The sequence below is a fragment of the Kluyvera intermedia genome, assembly GCF_021440345.1.
GTDB lineage: Bacteria > Pseudomonadota > Gammaproteobacteria > Enterobacterales > Enterobacteriaceae > Kluyvera > Kluyvera intermedia_A.
Genome location: NZ_JAKCNS010000008.1, coordinates 20,723 through 41,046, shown reverse-complemented (window position 1 = coordinate 41,046; position 20,324 = coordinate 20,723). Strand labels below are relative to the sequence as shown.

At 53.8% G+C, this 20,324-nt stretch carries 12 protein-coding genes and 4 pseudogenes; 12 read left to right on the top strand and 4 right to left on the bottom strand.

Going from position 1 to position 20,324, the window contains the following annotated elements:
* Nucleotides 1–132: 132 nt before the first annotated feature.
* Nucleotides 133–1,485: a molecular chaperone gene (yegD, locus tag LZ634_RS02145; protein ID WP_234502094.1), complete on the top strand. Its 1,353-nt coding sequence runs from the start codon at nucleotides 133–135 to the stop codon at nucleotides 1,483–1,485.
* Nucleotides 1,486–1,565: 80 nt separating this feature from the next.
* Here the strand turns inward: yegD and LZ634_RS22710 are convergent, their stop codons facing one another.
* Complete coding sequence (locus LZ634_RS22710) at nucleotides 1,566–1,625, bottom strand: type I toxin-antitoxin system Ibs family toxin (protein WP_156315699.1); 60 nt, start codon at nucleotides 1,623–1,625, stop codon at nucleotides 1,566–1,568.
* Between the two features lie 253 nt (nucleotides 1,626–1,878).
* On the opposite strand from LZ634_RS22710, the gene LZ634_RS02140 reads away from it, so the two are divergent.
* The 10 genes and pseudogenes from LZ634_RS02140 (at nucleotide 1,879) to LZ634_RS02095 (ending at nucleotide 16,570) form a co-directional block, all read left to right on the top strand.
* On the top strand, nucleotides 1,879–3,141 hold the full coding sequence (locus LZ634_RS02140; protein ID WP_234502088.1) for an MdtA/MuxA family multidrug efflux RND transporter periplasmic adaptor subunit: 1,263 nt from the start codon (nucleotides 1,879–1,881) through the stop codon (nucleotides 3,139–3,141).
* Nucleotides 3,141–6,263: an MdtB/MuxB family multidrug efflux RND transporter permease subunit gene (locus tag LZ634_RS02135; protein ID WP_234502087.1), complete on the top strand. Its 3,123-nt coding sequence runs from the start codon at nucleotides 3,141–3,143 to the stop codon at nucleotides 6,261–6,263. Before LZ634_RS02140 ends, LZ634_RS02135 begins: the two co-directional genes overlap by 1 nt.
* Nucleotides 6,264–9,341 carry a multidrug efflux RND transporter permease subunit MdtC gene (gene mdtC, locus LZ634_RS02130; RefSeq protein ID WP_234502086.1) on the top strand — a complete coding sequence of 1,026 codons (3,078 nt, stop codon included), beginning with the start codon at nucleotides 6,264–6,266 and terminating at the stop codon, nucleotides 9,339–9,341.
* 2 nt (nucleotides 9,342–9,343) lie between these two features.
* On the top strand, nucleotides 9,344–10,756 hold the full coding sequence (locus LZ634_RS02125) for an MFS transporter (RefSeq protein WP_234502085.1): 1,413 nt from the start codon (nucleotides 9,344–9,346) through the stop codon (nucleotides 10,754–10,756).
* Between the two features lie 3 nt (nucleotides 10,757–10,759).
* The gene (gene baeS / locus LZ634_RS02120; RefSeq protein WP_234502084.1) at nucleotides 10,760–12,187 is read left to right on the top strand and encodes a two-component system sensor histidine kinase BaeS; all 1,428 of its coding nucleotides are present in this window, start codon (nucleotides 10,760–10,762) and stop codon (nucleotides 12,185–12,187) included.
* On the top strand, nucleotides 12,184–12,906 hold the full coding sequence (gene baeR, locus LZ634_RS02115; RefSeq protein WP_234502083.1) for a two-component system response regulator BaeR: 723 nt from the start codon (nucleotides 12,184–12,186) through the stop codon (nucleotides 12,904–12,906). The genes baeS and baeR overlap by 4 nt, the downstream gene beginning before the upstream one ends.
* 129 nt (nucleotides 12,907–13,035) lie before the next feature.
* Nucleotides 13,036–13,368: a YegP family protein gene (locus tag LZ634_RS02110; RefSeq protein ID WP_112202690.1), complete on the top strand. Its 333-nt coding sequence runs from the start codon at nucleotides 13,036–13,038 to the stop codon at nucleotides 13,366–13,368.
* Nucleotides 13,369–13,522: 154 nt separating this feature from the next.
* On the top strand, nucleotides 13,523–14,884 hold the full coding sequence (gene yegQ / locus LZ634_RS02105; RefSeq protein ID WP_234502082.1) for a tRNA 5-hydroxyuridine modification protein YegQ: 1,362 nt from the start codon (nucleotides 13,523–13,525) through the stop codon (nucleotides 14,882–14,884).
* 419 nt (nucleotides 14,885–15,303) lie between these two features.
* Nucleotides 15,304–15,537: pseudogene (locus LZ634_RS02100) on the top strand (oxidoreductase); the annotation flags it as partial.
* Nucleotides 15,537–16,570: pseudogene (locus LZ634_RS02095) on the top strand (phage portal protein). The pseudogenes LZ634_RS02100 and LZ634_RS02095, both read left to right, overlap by 1 nt.
* Before the next feature lie 19 nt (nucleotides 16,571–16,589).
* Here LZ634_RS02095 and LZ634_RS02090 read toward each other — a convergent pair.
* The 3 genes and pseudogenes from LZ634_RS02090 to LZ634_RS02075 form a co-directional block, all read right to left on the bottom strand.
* Nucleotides 16,590–18,242 carry a DUF4435 domain-containing protein gene (locus tag LZ634_RS02090; protein WP_234502081.1) on the bottom strand — a complete coding sequence of 551 codons (1,653 nt, stop codon included), beginning with the start codon at nucleotides 18,240–18,242 and terminating at the stop codon, nucleotides 16,590–16,592.
* Nucleotides 18,243–18,604: 362 nt separating this feature from the next.
* The gene (locus tag LZ634_RS02080) at nucleotides 18,605–19,534 is read right to left on the bottom strand and encodes a DUF4238 domain-containing protein (protein ID WP_234502080.1); all 930 of its coding nucleotides are present in this window, start codon (nucleotides 19,532–19,534) and stop codon (nucleotides 18,605–18,607) included.
* 103 nt (nucleotides 19,535–19,637) lie between these two features.
* Nucleotides 19,638–19,950 (bottom strand): annotated as a pseudogene (locus LZ634_RS02075) (replication endonuclease); the annotation flags it as partial.
* Here LZ634_RS02075 and LZ634_RS02070 point away from each other — a divergent pair.
* Nucleotides 19,947–20,229: pseudogene (locus tag LZ634_RS02070) on the top strand (tyrosine-type recombinase/integrase); the annotation flags it as partial. The pseudogenes LZ634_RS02075 and LZ634_RS02070 sit on opposite strands and share 4 nt — an antisense overlap.
* Nucleotides 20,230–20,324 lie beyond the last annotated feature (95 nt).

Here is a 20,324-nt window from a genome sequence, read left to right as displayed (position 1 = left end):
ATGGAAATCGCGAGAAGGTTACAGCATAGCGGTTAATCGCCGGGATGACCTTGCTTTCATATTCCAGTTGCCGCCTCCCCAACATTCCGCTAAAGTCGCCCCCCTTTCTTCACTGGCATGGGGATGATTGACGTGTTTATTGGTTTTGACTACGGGACAGCGAACTGTTCTATCGCCGTGATGCAGGATGGCGCACCGCGCATGCTGATGATGGAAAACGGCAGCACGCTGCTGCCTTCGATGCTGTCTGCGCCGACGCGCGAATCGGTGAGCGAGTGGCTGTACCGCCACCACCAGGTTCCGGCTTCGGGTGATGAAACCCAGGCGTTGCTGCGTCGGGCCATCAACTACAACCGCGATGAAGATATCGATGTACTGAGCAACAGCGTGCAGTTTGGCCTGGCGTCGCTCAAGCAATACATCACTGACCCGGAAGAGGTCTACTTCGTGAAGTCGCCGAAATCCTTCCTCGGCGCGAATGGGCTTAAACCGCAGCAGGTGGCGGTATTCGAAGATTTAGTCTGCTCCATGATGCTGCATATCCGTCAGCAGGCGCAGTCGCAGCTGCAGGACAGACTGGATCAAGCGGTGATTGGCCGCCCGATAAACTTCCAGGGGCTTGGCGGAGATGAGGCCAACGCGCAGGCGGTTGGAATCCTTGAACGCGCAGCGAAACGCGCCGGTTTCCGCGAAGTTGTATTCCAGTACGAACCGGTTGCCGCCGGTCTTGATTTTGAAGCCACCCTCCGCGACGAAAAACGCGTGCTGGTGGTGGATATCGGCGGCGGGACCACCGACTGCTCCGTTTTACTGATGGGGCCACAGTGGCGCACTCGTCACGACCGCGAACAGAGCCTGCTCGGCCACAGCGGCTGTCGCGTCGGCGGGAACGATCTCGACATCGCGCTGGCCTTTAAGAGCCTGATGCCGCTGCTGGGCATGGGCGGCGAGACCGAAAAAGGCATCGCCCTGCCGATTCTGCCGTGGTGGAATGCGGTGGCGATTAACGATGTCCCGGCGCAAACCGATTTTTACAGCGCTGCCAACGGTCGCCTGCTGCGCGATCTGGCACGTGACGCCCGTGATGCCGAGAAAGTCTCGCTGCTGTATAAAGTGTGGCAACAACGTTTAAGCTATCGCCTGGTGCGCAGTGCGGAAGAGAGCAAAATCGCTTTGTCCGAGAATGCACAAATCAATACTGCGCTGCCGTTTATCAGCGACGCATTAGCCACCGCCATCAGCCAGGACGGGCTTGAGGCCGCGCTGAATCAGCCGCTGACGCGTATTCTTGAGCAGGTACAGCTGGCGCTGGAAAACAGCAGCGAAAAACCCGACGTTATCTACTTAACCGGCGGTAGCGCCCGCTCCCCGCTGATTAAGAAAGCGCTAGCCGAGCAGCTGCCGGGCATTCCTATCGCCGGCGGCGATGATTTTGGCTCGGTGACTGCCGGTCTTGCTCGCTGGGCGCAGGTGGTTTTCGCCTGATCGGACCGTTGACTTCGCTGCTTTTTCAACCTATCGTAAAGGAGTTAGGGTAAGGGAGGATTACTCCTCCCCCTGGTGTCTTAGTAAGCCGGTAAGCTAATGACTAAGAGTATCACCAGTATGATGACCATGTTCATCATAACCCTTTCCTTATATTAGGCCCCTTCGTCAGGAGGGGCTTTCCTGTTTTAGCACCTCGCTAAACGCCGCTGACGGTACCACCAACAGTCGTTTTGCGCCGTTTCATCCCCTCGCTTTGCGAGCCTACTCGTAAAGCCGCTCGTGTTTCGGACGATTCTCGCCGTCTTTCATATTTCCTCCATTTTTTCTGAGCGTTCCGTAACTAAACTAGTATCATTTCGTGGAATGATTCAGGAAGAGACACGTATAACAATGAAAGGCAGTCATAACACTCGCTGGCGAATTGCGCTGGCCTTGCTGGTGATTATCGCGGGGGCGGTAGGCATCTGGCATTTCAGCAGTAATTCAAATAATTCGGACTCTGGCGCCGCCAAACCCGCTGGTGCACCTGCGGGTGGAGGGCGCCATGGTGGTCGTTTCGGCGCCACGCTGGCACCGGTTCAGGCAGCCACTGCCACCAGTGAGGCCGTACCGCGTTACTTAAGCGGGTTAGGCACCATTACCGCCGCCAACACGGTCACCGTCAGAAGCCGCGTGGACGGCCAGTTGATGGCCATTCATTTCCAGGAAGGACAGCAGGTTAAAGCCGGCGATTTGCTAGCAGAAATCGATCCGAGTCAATTCAAAGTCGCGCTGGCGCAAGCCCAGGGACAGCTGGCGAAAGATAAAGCCACTCTTGCCAACGCCCGCCGCGATCTCGCGCGCTACCAGCAACTGGTGAAAACCAATCTTGTTTCTCGTCAGGAACTCGACACCCAGCAGTCGCTGGTGAGCGAAACCGAAGGCACCATTAAAGCCGATGAAGCGTCGGTCGCCAGCGCACAGCTCCAGCTCACCTGGAGCCGTATTACCGCGCCTATCGATGGCCGCGTCGGTTTAAAACAGGTCGATATTGGCAACCAGATTTCCAGCGGCGACACCACCGGGATTGTGGTGCTGACGCAAACGCACCCGATAGATCTGATTTTTACGCTGCCAGAAAATGACATCGCCACCGTCGTCGCCGCACAAAAAGCGGGCAAAGCGCTGGCGGTTGAAGCCTGGGATCGCACCAACAAAACCAAGCTCAGCGACGGTACGCTGTTAAGCCTCGATAACCAAATTGATGCCACCACCGGCACCATTAAGCTCAAAGCCCGTTTTAATAACCAGGACGACGCGCTGTTCCCTAACCAATTCGTCAACGCCCGCATGCTGGTGGATACCCAACAAAACGCCGTGGTGATCCCAACCGCCGCATTGCAGATGGGTAACGATGGCCACTTCGTGTGGGTGCTCAATAGTGAGAATAAAGTCAGCAAACACACCGTGGTACCGGGAATCCAGGATAGCCTGAAAGTGGTTATCGACGCCGGGCTCTCCGCAGGCGACCGGGTCGTCACCGATGGTATCGATCGCTTGACCGAAGGCGCGAAGGTCGAAGTCGTCACCGCACACGATGCGACCGCTGCCAGCGCTGAAAAACCGGCGGCGGCAGAAGGCCATTCCGCCGGTCATAAAGGAGCGCGCGGCTGATGCAAGTTTTACCGCCGAGCAGTACAGGCGGCCCATCCCGCCTGTTTATTATGCGTCCTGTCGCCACCACTTTGTTGATGGTGGCGATTTTGCTGGCCGGGATCATCGGCTATCGTTTTCTGCTCGTTTCCGCGCTTCCCGAAGTGGATTACCCCACGATTCAGGTGGTGACGCTCTATCCGGGTGCGAGTCCGGATGTGATGACCTCCGCCGTCACCGCGCCGCTGGAGCGCCAGTTTGGCCAGATGTCCGGCTTAAAACAGATGTCGTCGCAAAGCTCCGGCGGGGCCTCGGTGGTGACGCTTCAGTTCCAGCTCACTCTACCGCTGGACGTTGCCGAGCAGGAAGTACAGGCGGCCATTAACGCCGCCACCAATCTGCTGCCAGGCGATCTGCCCAACCCGCCGGTCTACAGCAAAGTGAACCCGGCGGATCCGCCGATCATGACCCTTGCCGTCACCTCCACCGCCACGCCGATGACCGAAGTGGAAGACATGGTGGAAACGCGCGTGGCGCAGAAAATATCCCAGGTCTCCGGCGTCGGCCTGGTGACGCTCGCCGGTGGTCAGCGTCCCGCCGTGCGCGTGAAGCTCAACGCCCAGGCGATTGCCGCACTGGGGCTGACCAGTGAAAATATTCGCACCGCCATCACCAGCGCCAACGTCAACTCGGCTAAAGGTAGCCTCGACGGCCCAACGCGCGCGGTTACGCTTTCCGCCAACGACCAGATGCAGTCGGCGCAGGAATATCGCCAGCTGATTATTGCCTACAAAAACGGTGCGCCCATTCGCTTAGGCGATGTGGCGACCATTGAGCAAGGAGCCGAGAACACCTGGCTTGGCGCATGGGCCAATAAAAAACAGGCTATCGTGATGAACGTGCAGCGCCAGCCGGGCGCCAACATCATTTCAACCGCCGACAGTATTCGTCAAATGCTGCCGCAGCTGACCGAGAGCCTGCCAAAATCCGTCAAAGTGGAAGTACTTTCTGACCGTACCACCAACATTCGCGCCTCGGTCTCCGACACCCAGTTTGAGCTGATGCTGGCGATTGCGCTGGTGGTGATGATCATCTATCTGTTCCTGCGCAACGTGCCGGCGACCATCATTCCCGGCGTGGCCGTACCGCTGTCGCTGGTCGGCACCTTCGCGGTGATGGTATTCCTCGACTTCTCCATCAACAACCTGACGCTGATGGCGCTGACCATTGCCACCGGGTTTGTGGTCGATGACGCTATCGTGGTGATTGAAAACATTTCGCGCTATATCGAAAAAGGCGAGAAACCGATGGCCGCGGCGCTAAAAGGCGCGGGTGAAATTGGCTTTACCATCATCTCTCTGACCCTGTCGCTGATTGCGGTGCTGATCCCGCTGCTGTTTATGGGCGATATTATCGGCCGCCTGTTCCGCGAGTTTGCTATCACCCTTGCGGTGGCTATTCTTATCTCGGCCATTGTTTCGCTTACCCTGACGCCAATGATGTGCGCACGCATGCTGAGCCATGAATCGCTGCGCAAACAAAACCGCTTCTCACGCGCCAGCGAGCGTTTCTTCGAGCGGGTGATTGCCGTTTACGGCCATTGGCTGGCCCGCGTATTAAACCATCCATGGCTGACGTTGAGCGTGGCGCTGGGGACACTGGCTCTGTCGGTTATTCTGTGGGTCACCATTCCGAAAGGCTTCTTCCCGATTCAGGATAACGGCATTATCCAGGGCACGCTTCAGGCGCCGCAGTCGGTGTCGTTCACCAGCATGGCGCAGCGCCAGCAGACGGTGGCCGATGCGATTTTGAAAGATCCGGCGGTGGAGAGCCTAACCTCGTTTGTTGGCGTGGACGGTACCAACCCGGCGCTCAACAGCGCACGTCTGCAAATTAACCTGAAACCGCTAAGCGACCGTGATGACCGGGTACAAACCGTCATTAACCGTCTGCAACAGTCGGTGGCGCGTATTCCCGGCGTCGAACTGTATCTGCAGCCGACGCAGGATCTTACCATCGACACCACCGTTAGCCGCACGCAGTATCAGTTTACGCTGCAGGCCAACTCGCTGGATGCGCTGAGCCAATGGGTGCCGCAGCTGATGACCCAGCTACAGGCGCAGCCGCAGCTCTCCGACGTCAGCAGCGACTGGCAGGATCAGGGGCTGGTGGCCTTTGTAAACGTCGATCGCGACAGCGCCAGCCGTCTGGGCATTTCCATGGCCGACGTCGATAATGCACTGTATAACGCCTTCGGCCAGCGTTTGATTTCCACCATCTACACCCAGGCGAACCAGTATCGCGTGGTGCTGGAGCATGATACCCGCGCGACACCAGGGCTGGCGGCGCTGGATAACATCCGCCTGACCAGTAGCGATGGCGGAATCGTCCCGCTCACCGCGATTGCCAAAATCGAGCAGCGCTTTGCGCCGCTGTCGATTAACCATCTCGATCAGTTCCCGGTGACCACCATCTCGTTCAACGTACCGAATGGCTATTCGCTGGGCGATGCGGTGCAGTCGATCCAGGATGCGGAAAAATCGCTGAACTTCCCGACGGATATTCGCACCGAACTCCAGGGCAGCACCCTCGCCTTCCAGTCGGCGCTGAGCAGCACTATCTGGCTGGTGGTAGCCGCCGTCGTGGCGATGTACATCGTGCTCGGGGTGCTGTATGAAAGCTTTATCCACCCGATAACCATCCTGTCGACGCTGCCAACCGCGGGCGTCGGCGCGCTGCTGGCGTTGATGATTTCGGGCAGCGAGCTGGACGTGATTGCCATCATCGGCATCATCTTGCTTATTGGTATCGTGAAGAAGAACGCGATCATGATGATCGACTTTGCACTGGCGGCCGAGCGCGAACAAGGCATGGAACCGCGCGAGGCCATTTACCAGGCCTGTCTGCTGCGTTTTCGCCCGATTCTGATGACCACGCTGGCGGCGCTCCTTGGCGCGCTGCCGCTGATGTTAAGTACCGGGGTTGGCGCAGAGTTACGGCGTCCGCTGGGGATCGGCATGGTGGGCGGTCTGCTGGTCAGCCAGGTACTGACGTTATTCACCACGCCGGTTATCTATCTGCTGTTCGACCGCCTGTCGCTGTACCTGAAAAGCCGGTTCCCACGCCGTGAAGAGGAAGCGTAAGTGAAATTCTTTGCGCTCTTCATCTACCGTCCGGTGGCGACGATCCTGATTTCGCTCGCCATTACCCTGTGCGGCATTCTGGGCTTTCGGCTGCTGCCGGTCGCCCCGCTGCCGCAGGTAGACTTCCCGGTTATCATGGTCAGCGCCTCGCTGCCCGGGGCTTCGCCGGAGACCATGGCATCGTCGGTTGCCACGCCGCTTGAACGTTCGCTTGGGCGCATTGCCGGGGTCAACGAAATGACCTCCAGCAGCTCGCTGGGCAGTACGCGTATCATTCTCGAGTTTAACTTCGACCGCGATATCAACGGCGCGGCGCGCGATGTGCAGGCGGCGATCAATGCCGCGCAGAACCTGCTGCCAAGCGGCATGCCGAGCCGTCCGACCTATCGCAAGGCGAATCCATCCGATGCGCCCATCATGATCCTCACGCTCACCTCGGATACCTACTCCCAGGGCGAGCTGTACGATTTTGCCTCCACCCAGCTTGCGCAGAACATCGCGCAGATTGACGGCGTTGGCGACGTGGACGTGGGCGGCAGCTCCCTACCGGCCGTGCGCGTCGATCTCAATCCGCAGGCGCTGTTTAACCAGGGCGTGTCGCTGGATGCGGTACGTACCGCCATCAGCAACGCCAACGTGCGTAAGCCGCAGGGGGCAATTGAAGATAACGCGCACCGCTGGCAGGTGCAGACCAACGATGAGCTGAAAAAAGCGGCGGAGTATAAACCGCTGATTATTCACTACAACAACGGCGCGGCGGTACGCCTGAGCGACGTGGCAAACATCACCGACTCGGTGCAGGATGTGCGTAACGCCGGGATGACCAACGCCAAACCGGCGATTTTGCTGATGATCCGCAAGCTGCCGGAAGCCAACATCATCCAGACCGTTGATAGCATTCGCGCCGAACTACCGGCGCTACAGCAAACTATTCCCGCCGCTATCGACCTGCAAATTGCCCAGGATCGCTCGCCGACCATTCGCGCATCGCTGGAAGAAGTGGAGCAGACGCTGGTCATTTCGGTGGCGCTGGTTATCCTCGTCGTATTCCTGTTCCTGCGTTCGGGGCGCGCAACGCTGATCCCGGCGGTGGCGGTTCCGGTGTCGTTAATCGGCACCTTTGCCGCCATGTACCTGTGCGGATTTAGCCTCAACAACCTGTCGCTAATGGCGTTGACCATCGCCACCGGCTTTGTGGTCGATGACGCCATCGTGGTGCTGGAAAATATCTCTCGCCATCTGGAAGCCGGCATGAAGCCGCTGCAGGCGGCGCTACAGGGTAGCCGTGAAGTGGGCTTTACCGTTCTGTCGATGAGCGTGTCGCTGGTGGCGGTATTCCTGCCGCTGCTGCTGATGGGCGGCTTGCCCGGCAGGCTGCTGCGGGAATTCGCCGTCACGCTGTCGGTGGCTATCGGCATTTCGCTGGCGGTGTCGCTGACGCTAACGCCGATGATGTGCGGCTGGATGCTGAAATCCAGCCGTCCGCATACGCCTACCCGCAACAAAGGTCTGGGGCGTTTGCTGGTCGCCATGCAGCAGGGTTACGGCAAATCGTTGCGCTGGGTTCTCAACCACGCAAGACTGGTCGGCGTGGTGTTCCTCGGTACGATTGCACTCAACGTCTGGCTCTATATTTCGATTCCGAAAACTTTCTTCCCGGAGCAGGACACCGGGGTGCTGATGGGCGGAATCCAGGCCGATCAGAGCATCTCCTTCCAGGCGATGCGCGGCAAATTGCAGGACTTTATGAAGATCATTCGTGAAGATCCGGCGGTCAATAACGTCACCGGCTTTACCGGCGGCTCGCGCGTCAACAGTGGGATGATGTTCATTACCTTGAAATCTCGCGACCAGCGTCACGAGACGGCGCAGCAGATCATCGACCGGTTGCGTAAGAAGCTCGCTAAAGAACCCGGTGCCAACCTGTTCTTAATGGCGGTTCAGGATATTCGCGTCGGCGGCCGTCAGTCCAACGCCAGCTATCAGTACACCCTGCTTTCTGATGATTTAAGCGCCCTTCGCGAGTGGGAGCCGAAAATCCGCAAAGCGCTGGCTGCGCTGCCAGAACTTGCCGACGTCAACTCGGATCAGCAGGACAACGGCGCCGAGATGGATCTGGTCTATGACCGGGAAACTATGTCGCGGCTGGGAATTAGCGTCGAAGAGGCCAACAGCCTGCTCAACAACGCCTTCGGTCAGCGACAGATTTCCACCATCTATCAACCGCTTAATCAGTACAAAGTGGTGATGCAGGTTGATCCTGTTTACACCCAGGACGTCAGCGCGCTGGATAAAATGTTCGTGATTAATAACGACGGCAAAGCCATTCCGCTGTCTTATTTCGCCAAATGGCAGCCGGCCAACGCGCCGCTGTCGGTGAACCATCAGGGGCTATCGGCTGCGTCCACGGTCTCCTTTAACCTGCCGACCGGCAAATCGCTCTCGGAAGCCAGCGACGCCATCACCCGTACGATGACCCAGCTTGGCGTGCCACCAACGGTGCGCGGTTCCTTCGCCGGCACGGCGCAGGTGTTCCAGGATACAATGAACTCGCAGGTTATCCTGATCATTGCCGCTATCGCCACGGTCTATATCGTGCTGGGTATTTTGTACGAGAGCTACGTCCACCCGCTGACTATTCTCTCTACCCTGCCGTCCGCAGGCGTTGGCGCGCTGCTGGCGCTGGAGCTCTTCGGTGCCCCGTTTAGCCTAATCGCCCTCATTGGGATCATGCTATTAATTGGCATTGTGAAGAAAAATGCCATCATGATGATCGACTTCGCCCTTGAGGCGCAGCGTAACGGCAACCTGCCGCCGGAAGAGGCGATTTTCCAGGCCTGTCTGCTGCGTTTTCGCCCGATAATGATGACCACGCTGGCGGCGCTGTTTGGTGCACTGCCGCTGGTTATCTCCAGTGGCGATGGGTCGGAACTGCGTCAACCGCTGGGGATTACCATTGTAGGGGGGCTGGCGATGAGCCAGTTACTGACCCTTTACACCACCCCGGTGGTTTATCTGTTCTTCGAGAGCCTACGTCTGCGTTTTTCGCGTCAACCACGACAATCGGTAACGGAATAACCATGACTGAACTTCCCGCCAACGTTCGCTGGCAACTGTGGATCGTGGCGTTCGGCTTTTTCATGCAATCGCTGGACACCACCATCGTCAACACCGCCCTCCCCTCCATGGCGCTAAGCCTGGGGGAGAGCCCGCTGCACATGCATATGGTGGTGGTCTCCTATGTGCTGACCGTCGCCGTGATGCTGCCCGCCAGCGGCTGGCTGGCCGACCGGGTCGGCGTGCGCAATATCTTTTTCACCGCCATTATCCTGTTTACCCTCGGTTCGCTGTTCTGCTCACTTTCCAGCACGCTAAACGAGCTGGTGATGGCCCGCGTATTACAGGGGATCGGCGGCGCGATGATGGTGCCCGTCGGCAGGCTGACGGTGATGAAAATTGTGCCTCGCGAACAATACATGGCGGCAATGACCTTCGTCACCCTGCCCGGCCAGATTGGCCCGCTGCTAGGCCCAGCGCTGGGCGGGATTCTGGTTGAATACGCCTCGTGGCACTGGATCTTCCTGATTAACATTCCCGTCGGCATCATCGGCTGTATCGCCACGCTGGTGCTGATGCCCAACTACACGGTACAAACCCGGCGCTTTGATATTTCAGGGTTTATCGTTCTCGCGCTGGGTATGGCGACGCTGACGCTGGCGCTCGATGGGCAAAAAGGCTTAGGCATTTCACCGTTAATGATGAGCGCGCTGGTGGCTATCGGCGTCGTTTCCATCCTGATGTATCTGTGGCACGCCTACGGTAACGAGGGCGCGCTGTTTAGCCTCAAGCTATTCAATACGCCAACCTTCTCACTGGGGCTAGCCGGGAGCTTCGCCGGGCGTATCGGTAGCGGCATGCTGCCGTTTATCACGCCGGTGTTTATGCAGATTGGTCTCGGCTTCACGCCGTTTCACGCGGGGTTAATGATGATCCCGATGGTGCTCGGCAGCATGGGCATGAAGCGCATCGTAGTACAGGTGGTTAACCGCTTTGGCTATCGTCACGTGCTGGTGTTCAGCACCTTCGGCCTTGCCCTCATCAGCCTTGTCTTTATGTTCACCGCGCTGGCCGGCTGGTACTACGCGCTGCCGGTGGTGCTGTTTATCCAGGGCATGGTCAACTCCAGCCGTTTCTCCTCGATGAATACCCTGACGCTAAAAGATCTGCCAGACGAGCATGCCAGCAGCGGCAATAGCCTGCTGTCGATGATTATGCAACTGTCGATGAGTATCGGCGTCACTATCGCCGGGATCCTGCTGGGGATGTTTGGCCAGCAGCATATCGCAATTGGCAGCGCCGCCACGCACCACGTATTTATGTACACCTATTTATGTATGGCCGTGATTATTGCGCTTCCAGCCCTCGTGTTCGCGCGAGTGCCGGACGACACCAGCAAGAACGTGGTTATCGCCCGACGCAAATTGAAGGAGTAAATCGTGAAATTATGGCGCCCGGGGATCTCCGGCAAACTGTTTATCGCCATTCTAGCCACCTGTATTGTGCTGCTGATCAGCATGCATTGGGCGGTGCGCATCAGCTTTGAGCGCGGCTTTATTGACTATATCAAGCGCGGGAACGAACAGCGGCTACAGCTACTAAGCGACGCGCTGGCGGAACAGTATGAGCAACATGGGAACTGGCGTTTTTTGCGCAATAACGACCGCTTTATCTTCCAGATCCTGCGTTCGTTTGAGCATGACAATAATGAAGATAAGCAGCCGCCCGGCCCACCGGGGCCTCCTGGCCCAGGCATGCCGCCGCACGGCTGGCGCACCCAGTTTTGGGTAGTCGATCAAAACGCCCGCGTGCTGGTCGGCCCGCGAGAAGCGGTGCCGCACGATGGCTCCCGACGCGGCATTATCGTTAACGGTATGGAGGTTGGTGCGGTCATTGCTTCGCCGGTCGAACGGTTAACCCGCAATACCGATATTAATTTCGATAAACAGCAGCGCCGCACCAGTTGGCTTATCGTCGCGCTGGCAACGCTGCTCGCTGCCCTTGCCACCTTCCCGCTGGCACGCGGGCTTATCGCCCCGGTGCGACGGTTGGTCGAAGGCACCCATAAACTGGCGGCGGGCGATTTCTCGACCCGCGTGCCGGTCACCAGCGGTGATGAGCTGGGCAAGCTGGCGCAGGATTTCAACCAGCTCGCCAGTACGCTGGAGAAAAACCAGCAGATGCGCCGCGATTTAATGGCTGATATCTCCCATGAGCTCCGCACCCCGCTGGCGGTACTGCGCGGTGAGCTGGAAGCCATTCAGGACGGCGTCCGCAAATTCACCCCGGAATCGGTGACCTCGTTGCAGGCGGAAGTTGCTACGCTCACCAAGCTGGTCAACGATTTACATCAGCTGTCCATGTCCGATGAAGGAGCGCTGGCCTACCAGAAATCACCGGTGGATATTATTTCGCTGCTGGAAATCGCCGCCGATGCCTTCCGCGAACGCCTAGCCAGCCGCGGGCTGACGCTGAACCTGGCGCTGGCGGAAAATGCCACGGTCTTCGGCGATCCCGACCGTCTGATGCAGCTTTTCAACAACCTGCTGGAAAACAGCCTGCGCTACACCGATAGCGGCGGCCAGGTGCTGATTCGCACGGTGCTCGATTCTCAGCACATCGTGATGGAATTTGCCGACAGCGGCCCGGGCGTTACCGATGAACAGTTGAGCAAACTGTGCGAACGCTTCTATCGCACCGAAGGTTCTCGCAACCGCGCCAGCGGCGGGTCCGGCCTGGGATTGGCAATTTGCGCCAATATCGTTGACGCCCACGGCGGCCGTCTTGAAGTCGGGCATTCGCCTTTTGGCGGGGTTAGCATTAAAGTAGAGTTACCGCTGGAACGCGCAATACCGAGAGAGATATGACCGAGTTACCGATTGATGAGAACGCCCCACGCATTTTAATTGTGGAAGATGAACCCAAACTGGGACAACTGCTCATCGACTATCTGCTGGCCGCGCACTATGCACCGACGTTAATTAACCACGGCGATAAAGTGCTGCCGTATGTCCATCAGTCACCGCCGAATCTGATCCTGCTGGATTTAATGCTGCCGGGTACCGACGGCCTGACGCTGTGCCGGGAAATTCGCCGCTTCTCCGACGTTCCTATCGTGATGGTGACGGCTAAAATTGAAGAGATTGACCGTCTGCTGGGGCTGGAAATTGGCGCCGACGACTATATCTGTAAGCCGTACAGCCCGCGCGAAGTGGTGGCGCGCGTGAAAACCATTTTGCGTCGCTGCAAGCCGCGCCAGGAGCTGCAGGCGCTGGACGAACAAAGCCCGCTTATCGTCGACGAAAACCGCTTCCAGGCCTCGTGGCGTGACCGCCTTCTGGATCTGACTCCAGCTGAGTTTCGTCTGCTGAAAACCCTGTCGCAGGAGCCGGGAAAAGTGTTCTCCCGCGAGCAGTTGCTCAATCACCTGTACGACGACTATCGCGTAGTGACCGACCGCACCATCGATAGCCACATTAAAAACCTGCGCCGCAAGCTCGAGTCGCTTGACGCCGAGCAGTCGTTTATCCGCGCCGTATACGGCGTAGGCTACCGCTGGGAGGCCGACGCCTGCCGGATGGCGTAACCCCTGTTTAGAGCGGCCTCACGGTCGCTCTCTTTCTCTCGCCTCATTATTAGCATCTGCGCAAATATCCCCCATACTCATACAGTCAGCCAATACTTCTAACCACTTCAATTTCATCAAGGAGTCATCATGGCGGGTTGGTTTGAGTTAAGTAAAAGCAGTAACGACCAGTTTCGTTTCGTCCTGAAAGCAGGCAACGGCGAAATCATCCTTACCAGCGAGCTGTACACCACCAGAGCGTCGGCGGAAAACGGCATCGCCTCGGTGCGCACCAACAGTCCGCTGGACGAGCGCTACGAGAAGAAAACGGCGACCAACGGTAAATTCCATTTCAATCTCAAAGCCGGTAATCACCAGGTGATTGGCACCAGCCAGCTGTACGCCAGCGAAGCCTCGCGCGATAAAGGCATCGCTTCGGTGAAAACTAACGGTGCCAGCGAGACCGTAAAAGATAACACCTGATAGGTAGATACCCCACCGGGTGGCCGCTGACAGCCACCCGGCACTTTACCTCACCTCTGCACAGCGCTACAATGCCCGCCCTTAAAGTGGGGACACTCCCCAACTCGCCGCATCAGGTGTGGCGAATCTGACCTGTCATCAGAACGAGAAAATCATGTTTAAACCGGAACTCCTCTCCCCGGCGGGAACGCTGAAAAATATGCGTTACGCTTTCGCTTACGGTGCCGATGCTGTTTATGCCGGCCAACCGCGCTACTCGCTGCGCGTGCGTAACAACGAATTCAATCACGAAAATCTGCAGCTCGGCATCAACGAAGCCCACGAATTGGGTAAAAAATTCTATGTGGTGGTCAACATTGCGCCGCATAACGCCAAGCTGAAAACCTTTATTCGTGATTTGAAGCCGGTGGTGGATATGGGGCCGGATGCGCTGATTATGTCCGATCCAGGGCTGATTATGCTGGTACGCGAAAACTTCCCTGACATGGATATTCACCTGTCCGTGCAGGCGAACGCCGTCAACTGGGCTACGGTAAAATTCTGGAAACAGATGGGCCTGACTCGCGTGATCCTCTCCCGCGAACTGTCGCTGGAAGAAATTGAAGAGATCCGCAGCCAGGTGCCGGGCATGGAGATTGAAATCTTCGTCCACGGCGCGCTGTGTATGGCCTACTCCGGCCGCTGCCTGCTGTCTGGCTACATCAACAAACGTGACCCGAACCAGGGCACCTGCACCAACGCCTGCCGCTGGGAATACAACGTTCAGGAAGGCAAAGAAGACGATATCGGCAATATCGTCCACAAATACGAACCGATTCCGGTGCAGAACGTTGAGCCAACTCTCGGCGTTGGCGCCCCGACCGATCAGGTGTTTATGCTGGAAGAGGCCAAACGTCCGGGCGAGTACATGACCGCCTTTGAAGACGAACACGGCACCTACATCATGAACTCAAAAGATCTGCGCGCCGTGGCTCACGTAGAGCGTTTGACCCAAATGGGCGTGCACTCGCTGAAAATCGAAGGCCGCACCAAATCGCACTACTACTGCGCCCGCACCGCGCAGGTCTATCGTAAAGCGATTGATGATGCCGCTGCCGGTAAACCATTTGATACCAACCTGCTGGAAACGCTGGAAAATCTCGCCCACCGTGGTTACACCGAAGGTTTCCTGCGTCGCCACACGCATGACGATTATCAGAACTACGAATACGGTTTCTCGGTTTCCGAGCGCCAGCAGTTTGTCGGTGAATTTACCGGCCAGCGCAAAGGCGTGATGGCCGAAGTGGCGGTGAAAAACAAATTTGCCCTTGGCGATAATCTGGAACTGATGACCCCGCAGGGCAACGTCAACTTCAGCCTCGAGCAGATGGAAGATGCCAAAGGCGTCGCGAAACCGGTCGCACCGGGCGACGGTCACACCGTATGGATTCCCGTGCCGGAAGATATCGAACTGGAGTATGGTCTGCTGATGCGCAATTTCACGGGAGAATCCACTCGAAATCCGCATAACAGCTAGTACATATATATTGTTTTTCAATAGCAAAGATTCTTAGAAATGGATCACAGACGGAATTATCGATTATCGATATTATTCCCTCCGCTGAAAAACATAATCCATAAATGCTAGCTGTACCCAAGAACCACCTCCTTAGCCTGTGTAATCTCCCTTACACGGGCTTATTTTTTGCCTGTAATAAACTGAAATAAAAGAATTTATTTCTCTCAATGTCCACGCATTTACCACATCCAACAAAAAGCCCCGCATTTGCGAGGCTTTTTGTCTACATCCACGGTATTGATTACTGACCGTTTTGTGTCGAATGGGTATTACAGGCGCAGAAAACCGGCCACAACCAGATTTTTTTATCGGCCAGTAAGACACAGACCTATGTGTTCCGAAAATACATCATCGCCTTTGCCCGACAGGCCAAATCCATTCGCCGCGGTTGCCTCGAGTACGACGTCAGCGTGGCCGACCTCACACAGTCGTCGTTTATGTCTATCCGTAAAACCATGACCAGCAGCGGCCGCAGCTCAACCTATGAGGCCAGCATCACCGAGGAAGCCAGTCACGCTGACCTCGCGTGGGCGACCATGCACGTATTAATCAATGAGCAGCTGACCGCCGCCACCGGCGAACAGTCTTCCAGCATTATGGAGTGGAACTAATGAGCAAGAAACGCAACAACAAGCGCCAGCAGCCGGCGCACACCGAAAACCTCACCGCCGTACCGGCACAGAGCATGGAAGCATTCACCTTTGGCGAGCCGACGCCGGTACTCGATCGCCGCAATATTCTCGATTATGTGGAGTGTATCGATAACGGCCAGTGGTACGAGCCGCCGGTAAGCTTCTCCGGGCTGGCGAAGAGCATGCGCGCGGCGTTCATCACAGCTCACCAATTTAAGTGAAGCGTAATATTCTGGTATCGACCTACATTCCGCACCCATTACTGTCACAGCAGGATTTCAGCCGGTTTGTGTTCGACTTCTTGATCTTCGAGAATGCGTTTATCGAGAAGCGTGTCAGCCTGTCGTGTAAGCCGCTAAAACTGGAGACGTCACCGGCCAAATACACCCGGCGCGGGGTGGAGGATGGCACTTACTGGTATATACAATCCGATTTGCAGCCGCACCAGTTTGCGCCCGGCTCCGTTTTTCTTCTGCTTGAGCCCGACATCAACCAAGAAGTTTACGGCCTACCGGAGTACTTGAGCGCACTTAATTCCGCCTAGCTGAATGAGTCCGCTACGCTGTTCCGTCGGAAGTATTATCAGAACGGGGCGCACGCCGAGTACACCATGTATGTGACCGACGCGGCACAAAGCAGCACCGACGTCGAGGCGCTCCGCAAGGCAATGCGTGACTCGAAGAGGCTCGGAAACTTTAAGAACCTGTTTTTCTAAGCACCGAATGGAAAAGCCGACGGCATTAAAATTATTCCGCTGAGTGAGGTCGCTACGAAGGATGATTTTTTTAATCTTAAGAAAGTGAGTGCTGAAGATTTGATGAGTGCACACCGCGTGCCTCCTCAGATGATGGGGATAATGCCTAACAATGCCGGCGGCGTTGGTGATGTGGTCAAGGCTGCTGAGGTATTTGTGAGAAATGAGTTGATACCAATGCAAGAGAGAATCAAGGAATGCAATGAATGGCTAGGCGATAATGTTATAAAATTCAATGAGTATTGCTTTAGTAAATAGCGCCCTTACGGGCGCCATCTCAGTTTATTGAAGGTAAGAATTCGGATAGCTCTTGATGAACATCGATCAAAGAACGGCGAATCATTTCTCTGAGCTTATCCAAATATGTTGCGTCGCTTCCTTTTATATCGAAAAGAAAGCTTATACTGCCTAGCAATTCTTTTTTATTGTATACTTTTAATATTCCAATGTAGTCTTCATTCTCAATGAGAAGTTCAGCCTCTTTTTTTGCTTGGGTATAAATATCTTTAGGGCTTAAATTTTTGATGTACTCTTGATAATAAAACTGCAATGCATCAGGGTCTTTAGTGTCAGAACTGAATCTACCAAAGTGAATTTTTATCATATGCTTGGCAATATTCATTGCGTGTTCTTCTATATCGTTTCTAAAACGATTGATAATATATCTCCGAACCTTCTTTAAGGTTTCATCTTTATTTAAAAGCAGCCTTTCCGCGACAGCTTTTATTAGCTGCGGAGTGATAAATAAATTTTCAACCTCTGCGACTTTAAGAGCGTAAATTCCATTTTTTTCGTATGCGGTTATTTGCCCTTCAATTAGATAGTCGCGATCAATGATTCCATTACATTCTAATTGATGCAATGGATGAAGCCTCCTGAATGCTTTAGTTGCCAATATGACATTGGAACAGCCACCAACAGGTTTTACAAAAAATTGAGGATATGTAAGTTTGAATATTTCTGAATCTTTGGAGCCTTCATCCCCTTCAATAAACAAAACTGGCTTTCTACTCCCGATTAATTCCAAAAGCATTGCTTCAGGAATATCTTCGTTATCAGGAATTATTTCCCAATCAAAGGCTTTGCCATCGAACCCTTTCATGAATATTTGTTTAGCACCCTCTCTGGATGCTGCAAAATCAAGATCATGAGTAAGATAAACGAATGTGCAATCATTTCTGTTAACTTCAAGTAGTTGCCAAAGTTTACCCTGAATTCCTTTGTGAAGATGTATTTCAGGCTCATCGACTATTATTATAGATTTTTGTGCTGCACATAAAACTTGCCCGATCAAGTAAAATATTACGCGCTCTCCATCGCTCATGTTTGTAGCATTATATGAATCATTAGGAGAATCGCTAGAATGTAACTTTACTTCGCTAGCATTAAAATACATTTTTCTGTGTGGTAATAACTCCTCCCAAATTTCTTTCAAAATTCTAATTTTTGTTTTCCCAATTATGACTGGGTTATTATTGGAATAATATTCCTCTTCACTTTTTTGAAGGTTTGCAAAGCTTTCGGAGAGAAGCAATGTTAAAAGATCTCGATAGTCATTAACTGGTGAGGTTATAGAGTCAATTATAGTGCCACCATATTTCCTTTGCAGTTTTAAAGCATCTTTGTTTTTTTCGAACGTGGTAATGTCCCAATTTGACGGCACTTGCGCCCATAGAAATGCTTGAGTTGCAGCATCAAGCCCGATTGGGCTTGAGTCTTTCGGAAAAACTAAAGATCTTTGTGCTGCAACTCTATGAACTATGTTTTTTTGTGGACCTTGCATCTCAAGCCATGCACCAAGTCTACTCTTCCCTGAACCATTCGCACCGACTATCACGAAACTATTAAAAGAAAACAATTCCTCCACTTGATTTAATTCCCCCTTAGGAATGATTAATTTCTTCGGTTCAAGTGTTATTTCGTTTGTCATAGATAGTTTGCCCAATAATTAAATTACACAAATGCCCAGTGGAAAGCGTCATGCCAGAAGAAGTATGACACTTGGAGCATGTTCGCAACTCTTTCGCCTTTTGACAAGACTTTGACCCTTGCGCGCAATGCTTTCACCGCCACGCCAGCCCGCTTTATGGGTCGGCTTTAATGCAGGTGCACAAATACGCCGGAGGCGCGCCGGCACTGGCGGCGCTCAGACGCGACAGGGTAGGAAAACGCATGCAATTGAATGCATTTCCAATGCACACCTAAAAATGAAAAAATGTTATGACAATTAATCATTTTAAACACACTGATTGAGGGTAGAATTCTCCCAGTAAAATCATAGGAAAACCGCTATCAAACCAGGCTTTTTCCTTGCTTCATTTTTTTAGATGAGTCTAAAAATTTGAAATTACCATTAGATGAAAATATTCTTTCTGCGGTATGCCGAATGACTGAAGTATTGAAGACCGCAGCCTGCTCCTCATTACAACTGAATACACCCTCATGACCATCAAACTCGCCCGCCAAAAGAAGGTTTTTTGATACTGGGAACAAAACTAAAGTGTCTTTTACACCAAACCCGGGGGAATAAGGGCCTCGTGCTAATTCAGGATTAGTCCACATTAAGCAAACTGGGTTATCTGAAGTTATAAATGCCCCTTGCCCATCAGATATGGTCATAAGTGACCAGTCGCGTTGATGCAACAACTTGGTGATAACAGGTACACACTTCATTTCCATACCTATCATGAACTCTCTGATTACATTGATTTCGAAATTATCCCCATCCACAAAATTTTTAATTTTGTCGTAAGCGAGATCATATGGCAAAGACTCACCCATTTCTTTCTCATAAGCTAATTTGCAATCGTCCCAACGCTCAGCCGAACTAACTGAGGATTTCATGATAAACTTTGCTATTTGTTTCAATGGAGATGATAAATGTTCTCGCTGAGCAGGCGTACGTATTGCCAATAAGGAAATAAACTCCAGAATAACATCTTTGGTTTCGCCTGAAAACTCGCCCCCCTCCTCAAGTTTTCTTAAATGAGTAGCGACACTGCCTTCAAACTCTGCAAGAGAACTCTCGAGATAGTTTGGGTCAACTCCATCCAATTCTAATCGGTTGAAATCTCTAACTCCCCCGACATTGCGAGTATTACTTTCAAAGATTTTGCGCTCCTTTAAATCTATTACAGTTAATTTTGATTTTTTCCCCCCATTACTTGTAAACCCTTTCAAATAACATTGGGATAAAAAATGATGATGCCTTGCAACACTCATACTTAGCTCCGTTATGGCTATTAACGTATAAATAATAAGCACTTATATTGCAATCATCTAGTTAAATACACAATATTTATGACTCCGAAATTTCATCAAACCACTATTGATAGGTTTTACCAATTAGTGCCAGCTCGAAATGGATGCGTGGAATCTGCGACCGTTCAGCCTTTGTCATCCGCCCTGATGGCGCGATCTGGTACGGTTTTAATTGTTCGCTGTTTCTTTGTTGCCAATTCGGTTTCGGTGCACCATGTTTTAATGCACTCCTGAGCGCCGTCACAACTTCCGGATCATCCCATCCGATAACACCACTATCAACCAGATTTAACACCGCTGCGGCATGCTCAGACGGTGTAGGGTGCATAACCTGAACGTCACCGCAGGTGAACTTCCCTGCAGTTATTGACAGGACTCCAGGAGGGGTTTTCTGTTCCCGGATGCCAATTACCCGGCATTCAGACGGCTAATGAAAGAGCTAGCCAGCCGGGCAGACAACCCACGCTTTACGCCATAGTTTCGCGACACATTTCATGATTAACGGGGGAAGCATCATAACCTTGCGAAGAATACTGGGGCATTCACGAATTGAGCAAACTATGGTCTACGCTCACTTTGCACCAGAATACTCACAGGATGCAATTACGCTAACCCCTTTACGGGACGGCCTCAATGCTGAGAGTGTCCACACTATAGTGGTCTTGTGTGCCGCGAAAACCCGCATTGCACCGCTGAAAGCCCGTGCAGTTAGCAGGAGGAATCTTCCTTACACGGGCTTATTTTTTGCCTG

Excerpts from the sequence above, each read along its gene's own strand:
- LZ634_RS02140 (WP_234502088.1), top strand. The coding sequence starts at position 1,879 with ATGAAAGGCAGTCATAACACTCGCTGGCGAATTGCGCTGGCCTTGCTG.
- baeR (WP_234502083.1), top strand. The coding sequence starts at position 12,184 with ATGACCGAGTTACCGATTGATGAGAACGCCCCACGCATTTTAATTGTG.
- LZ634_RS02080 (WP_234502080.1), bottom strand. The coding sequence starts at position 19,534 with ATGAGTGTTGCAAGGCATCATCATTTTTTATCCCAATGTTATTTGAAA.
- LZ634_RS02090 (WP_234502081.1), bottom strand. The coding sequence starts at position 18,242 with ATGACAAACGAAATAACACTTGAACCGAAGAAATTAATCATTCCTAAG.
- yegQ (WP_234502082.1), top strand. The coding sequence starts at position 13,523 with ATGTTTAAACCGGAACTCCTCTCCCCGGCGGGAACGCTGAAAAATATG.
- LZ634_RS02135 (WP_234502087.1), top strand. The coding sequence starts at position 3,141 with ATGCAAGTTTTACCGCCGAGCAGTACAGGCGGCCCATCCCGCCTGTTT.
- LZ634_RS02125 (WP_234502085.1), top strand. The coding sequence starts at position 9,344 with ATGACTGAACTTCCCGCCAACGTTCGCTGGCAACTGTGGATCGTGGCG.
- LZ634_RS02110 (WP_112202690.1), top strand. The coding sequence starts at position 13,036 with ATGGCGGGTTGGTTTGAGTTAAGTAAAAGCAGTAACGACCAGTTTCGT.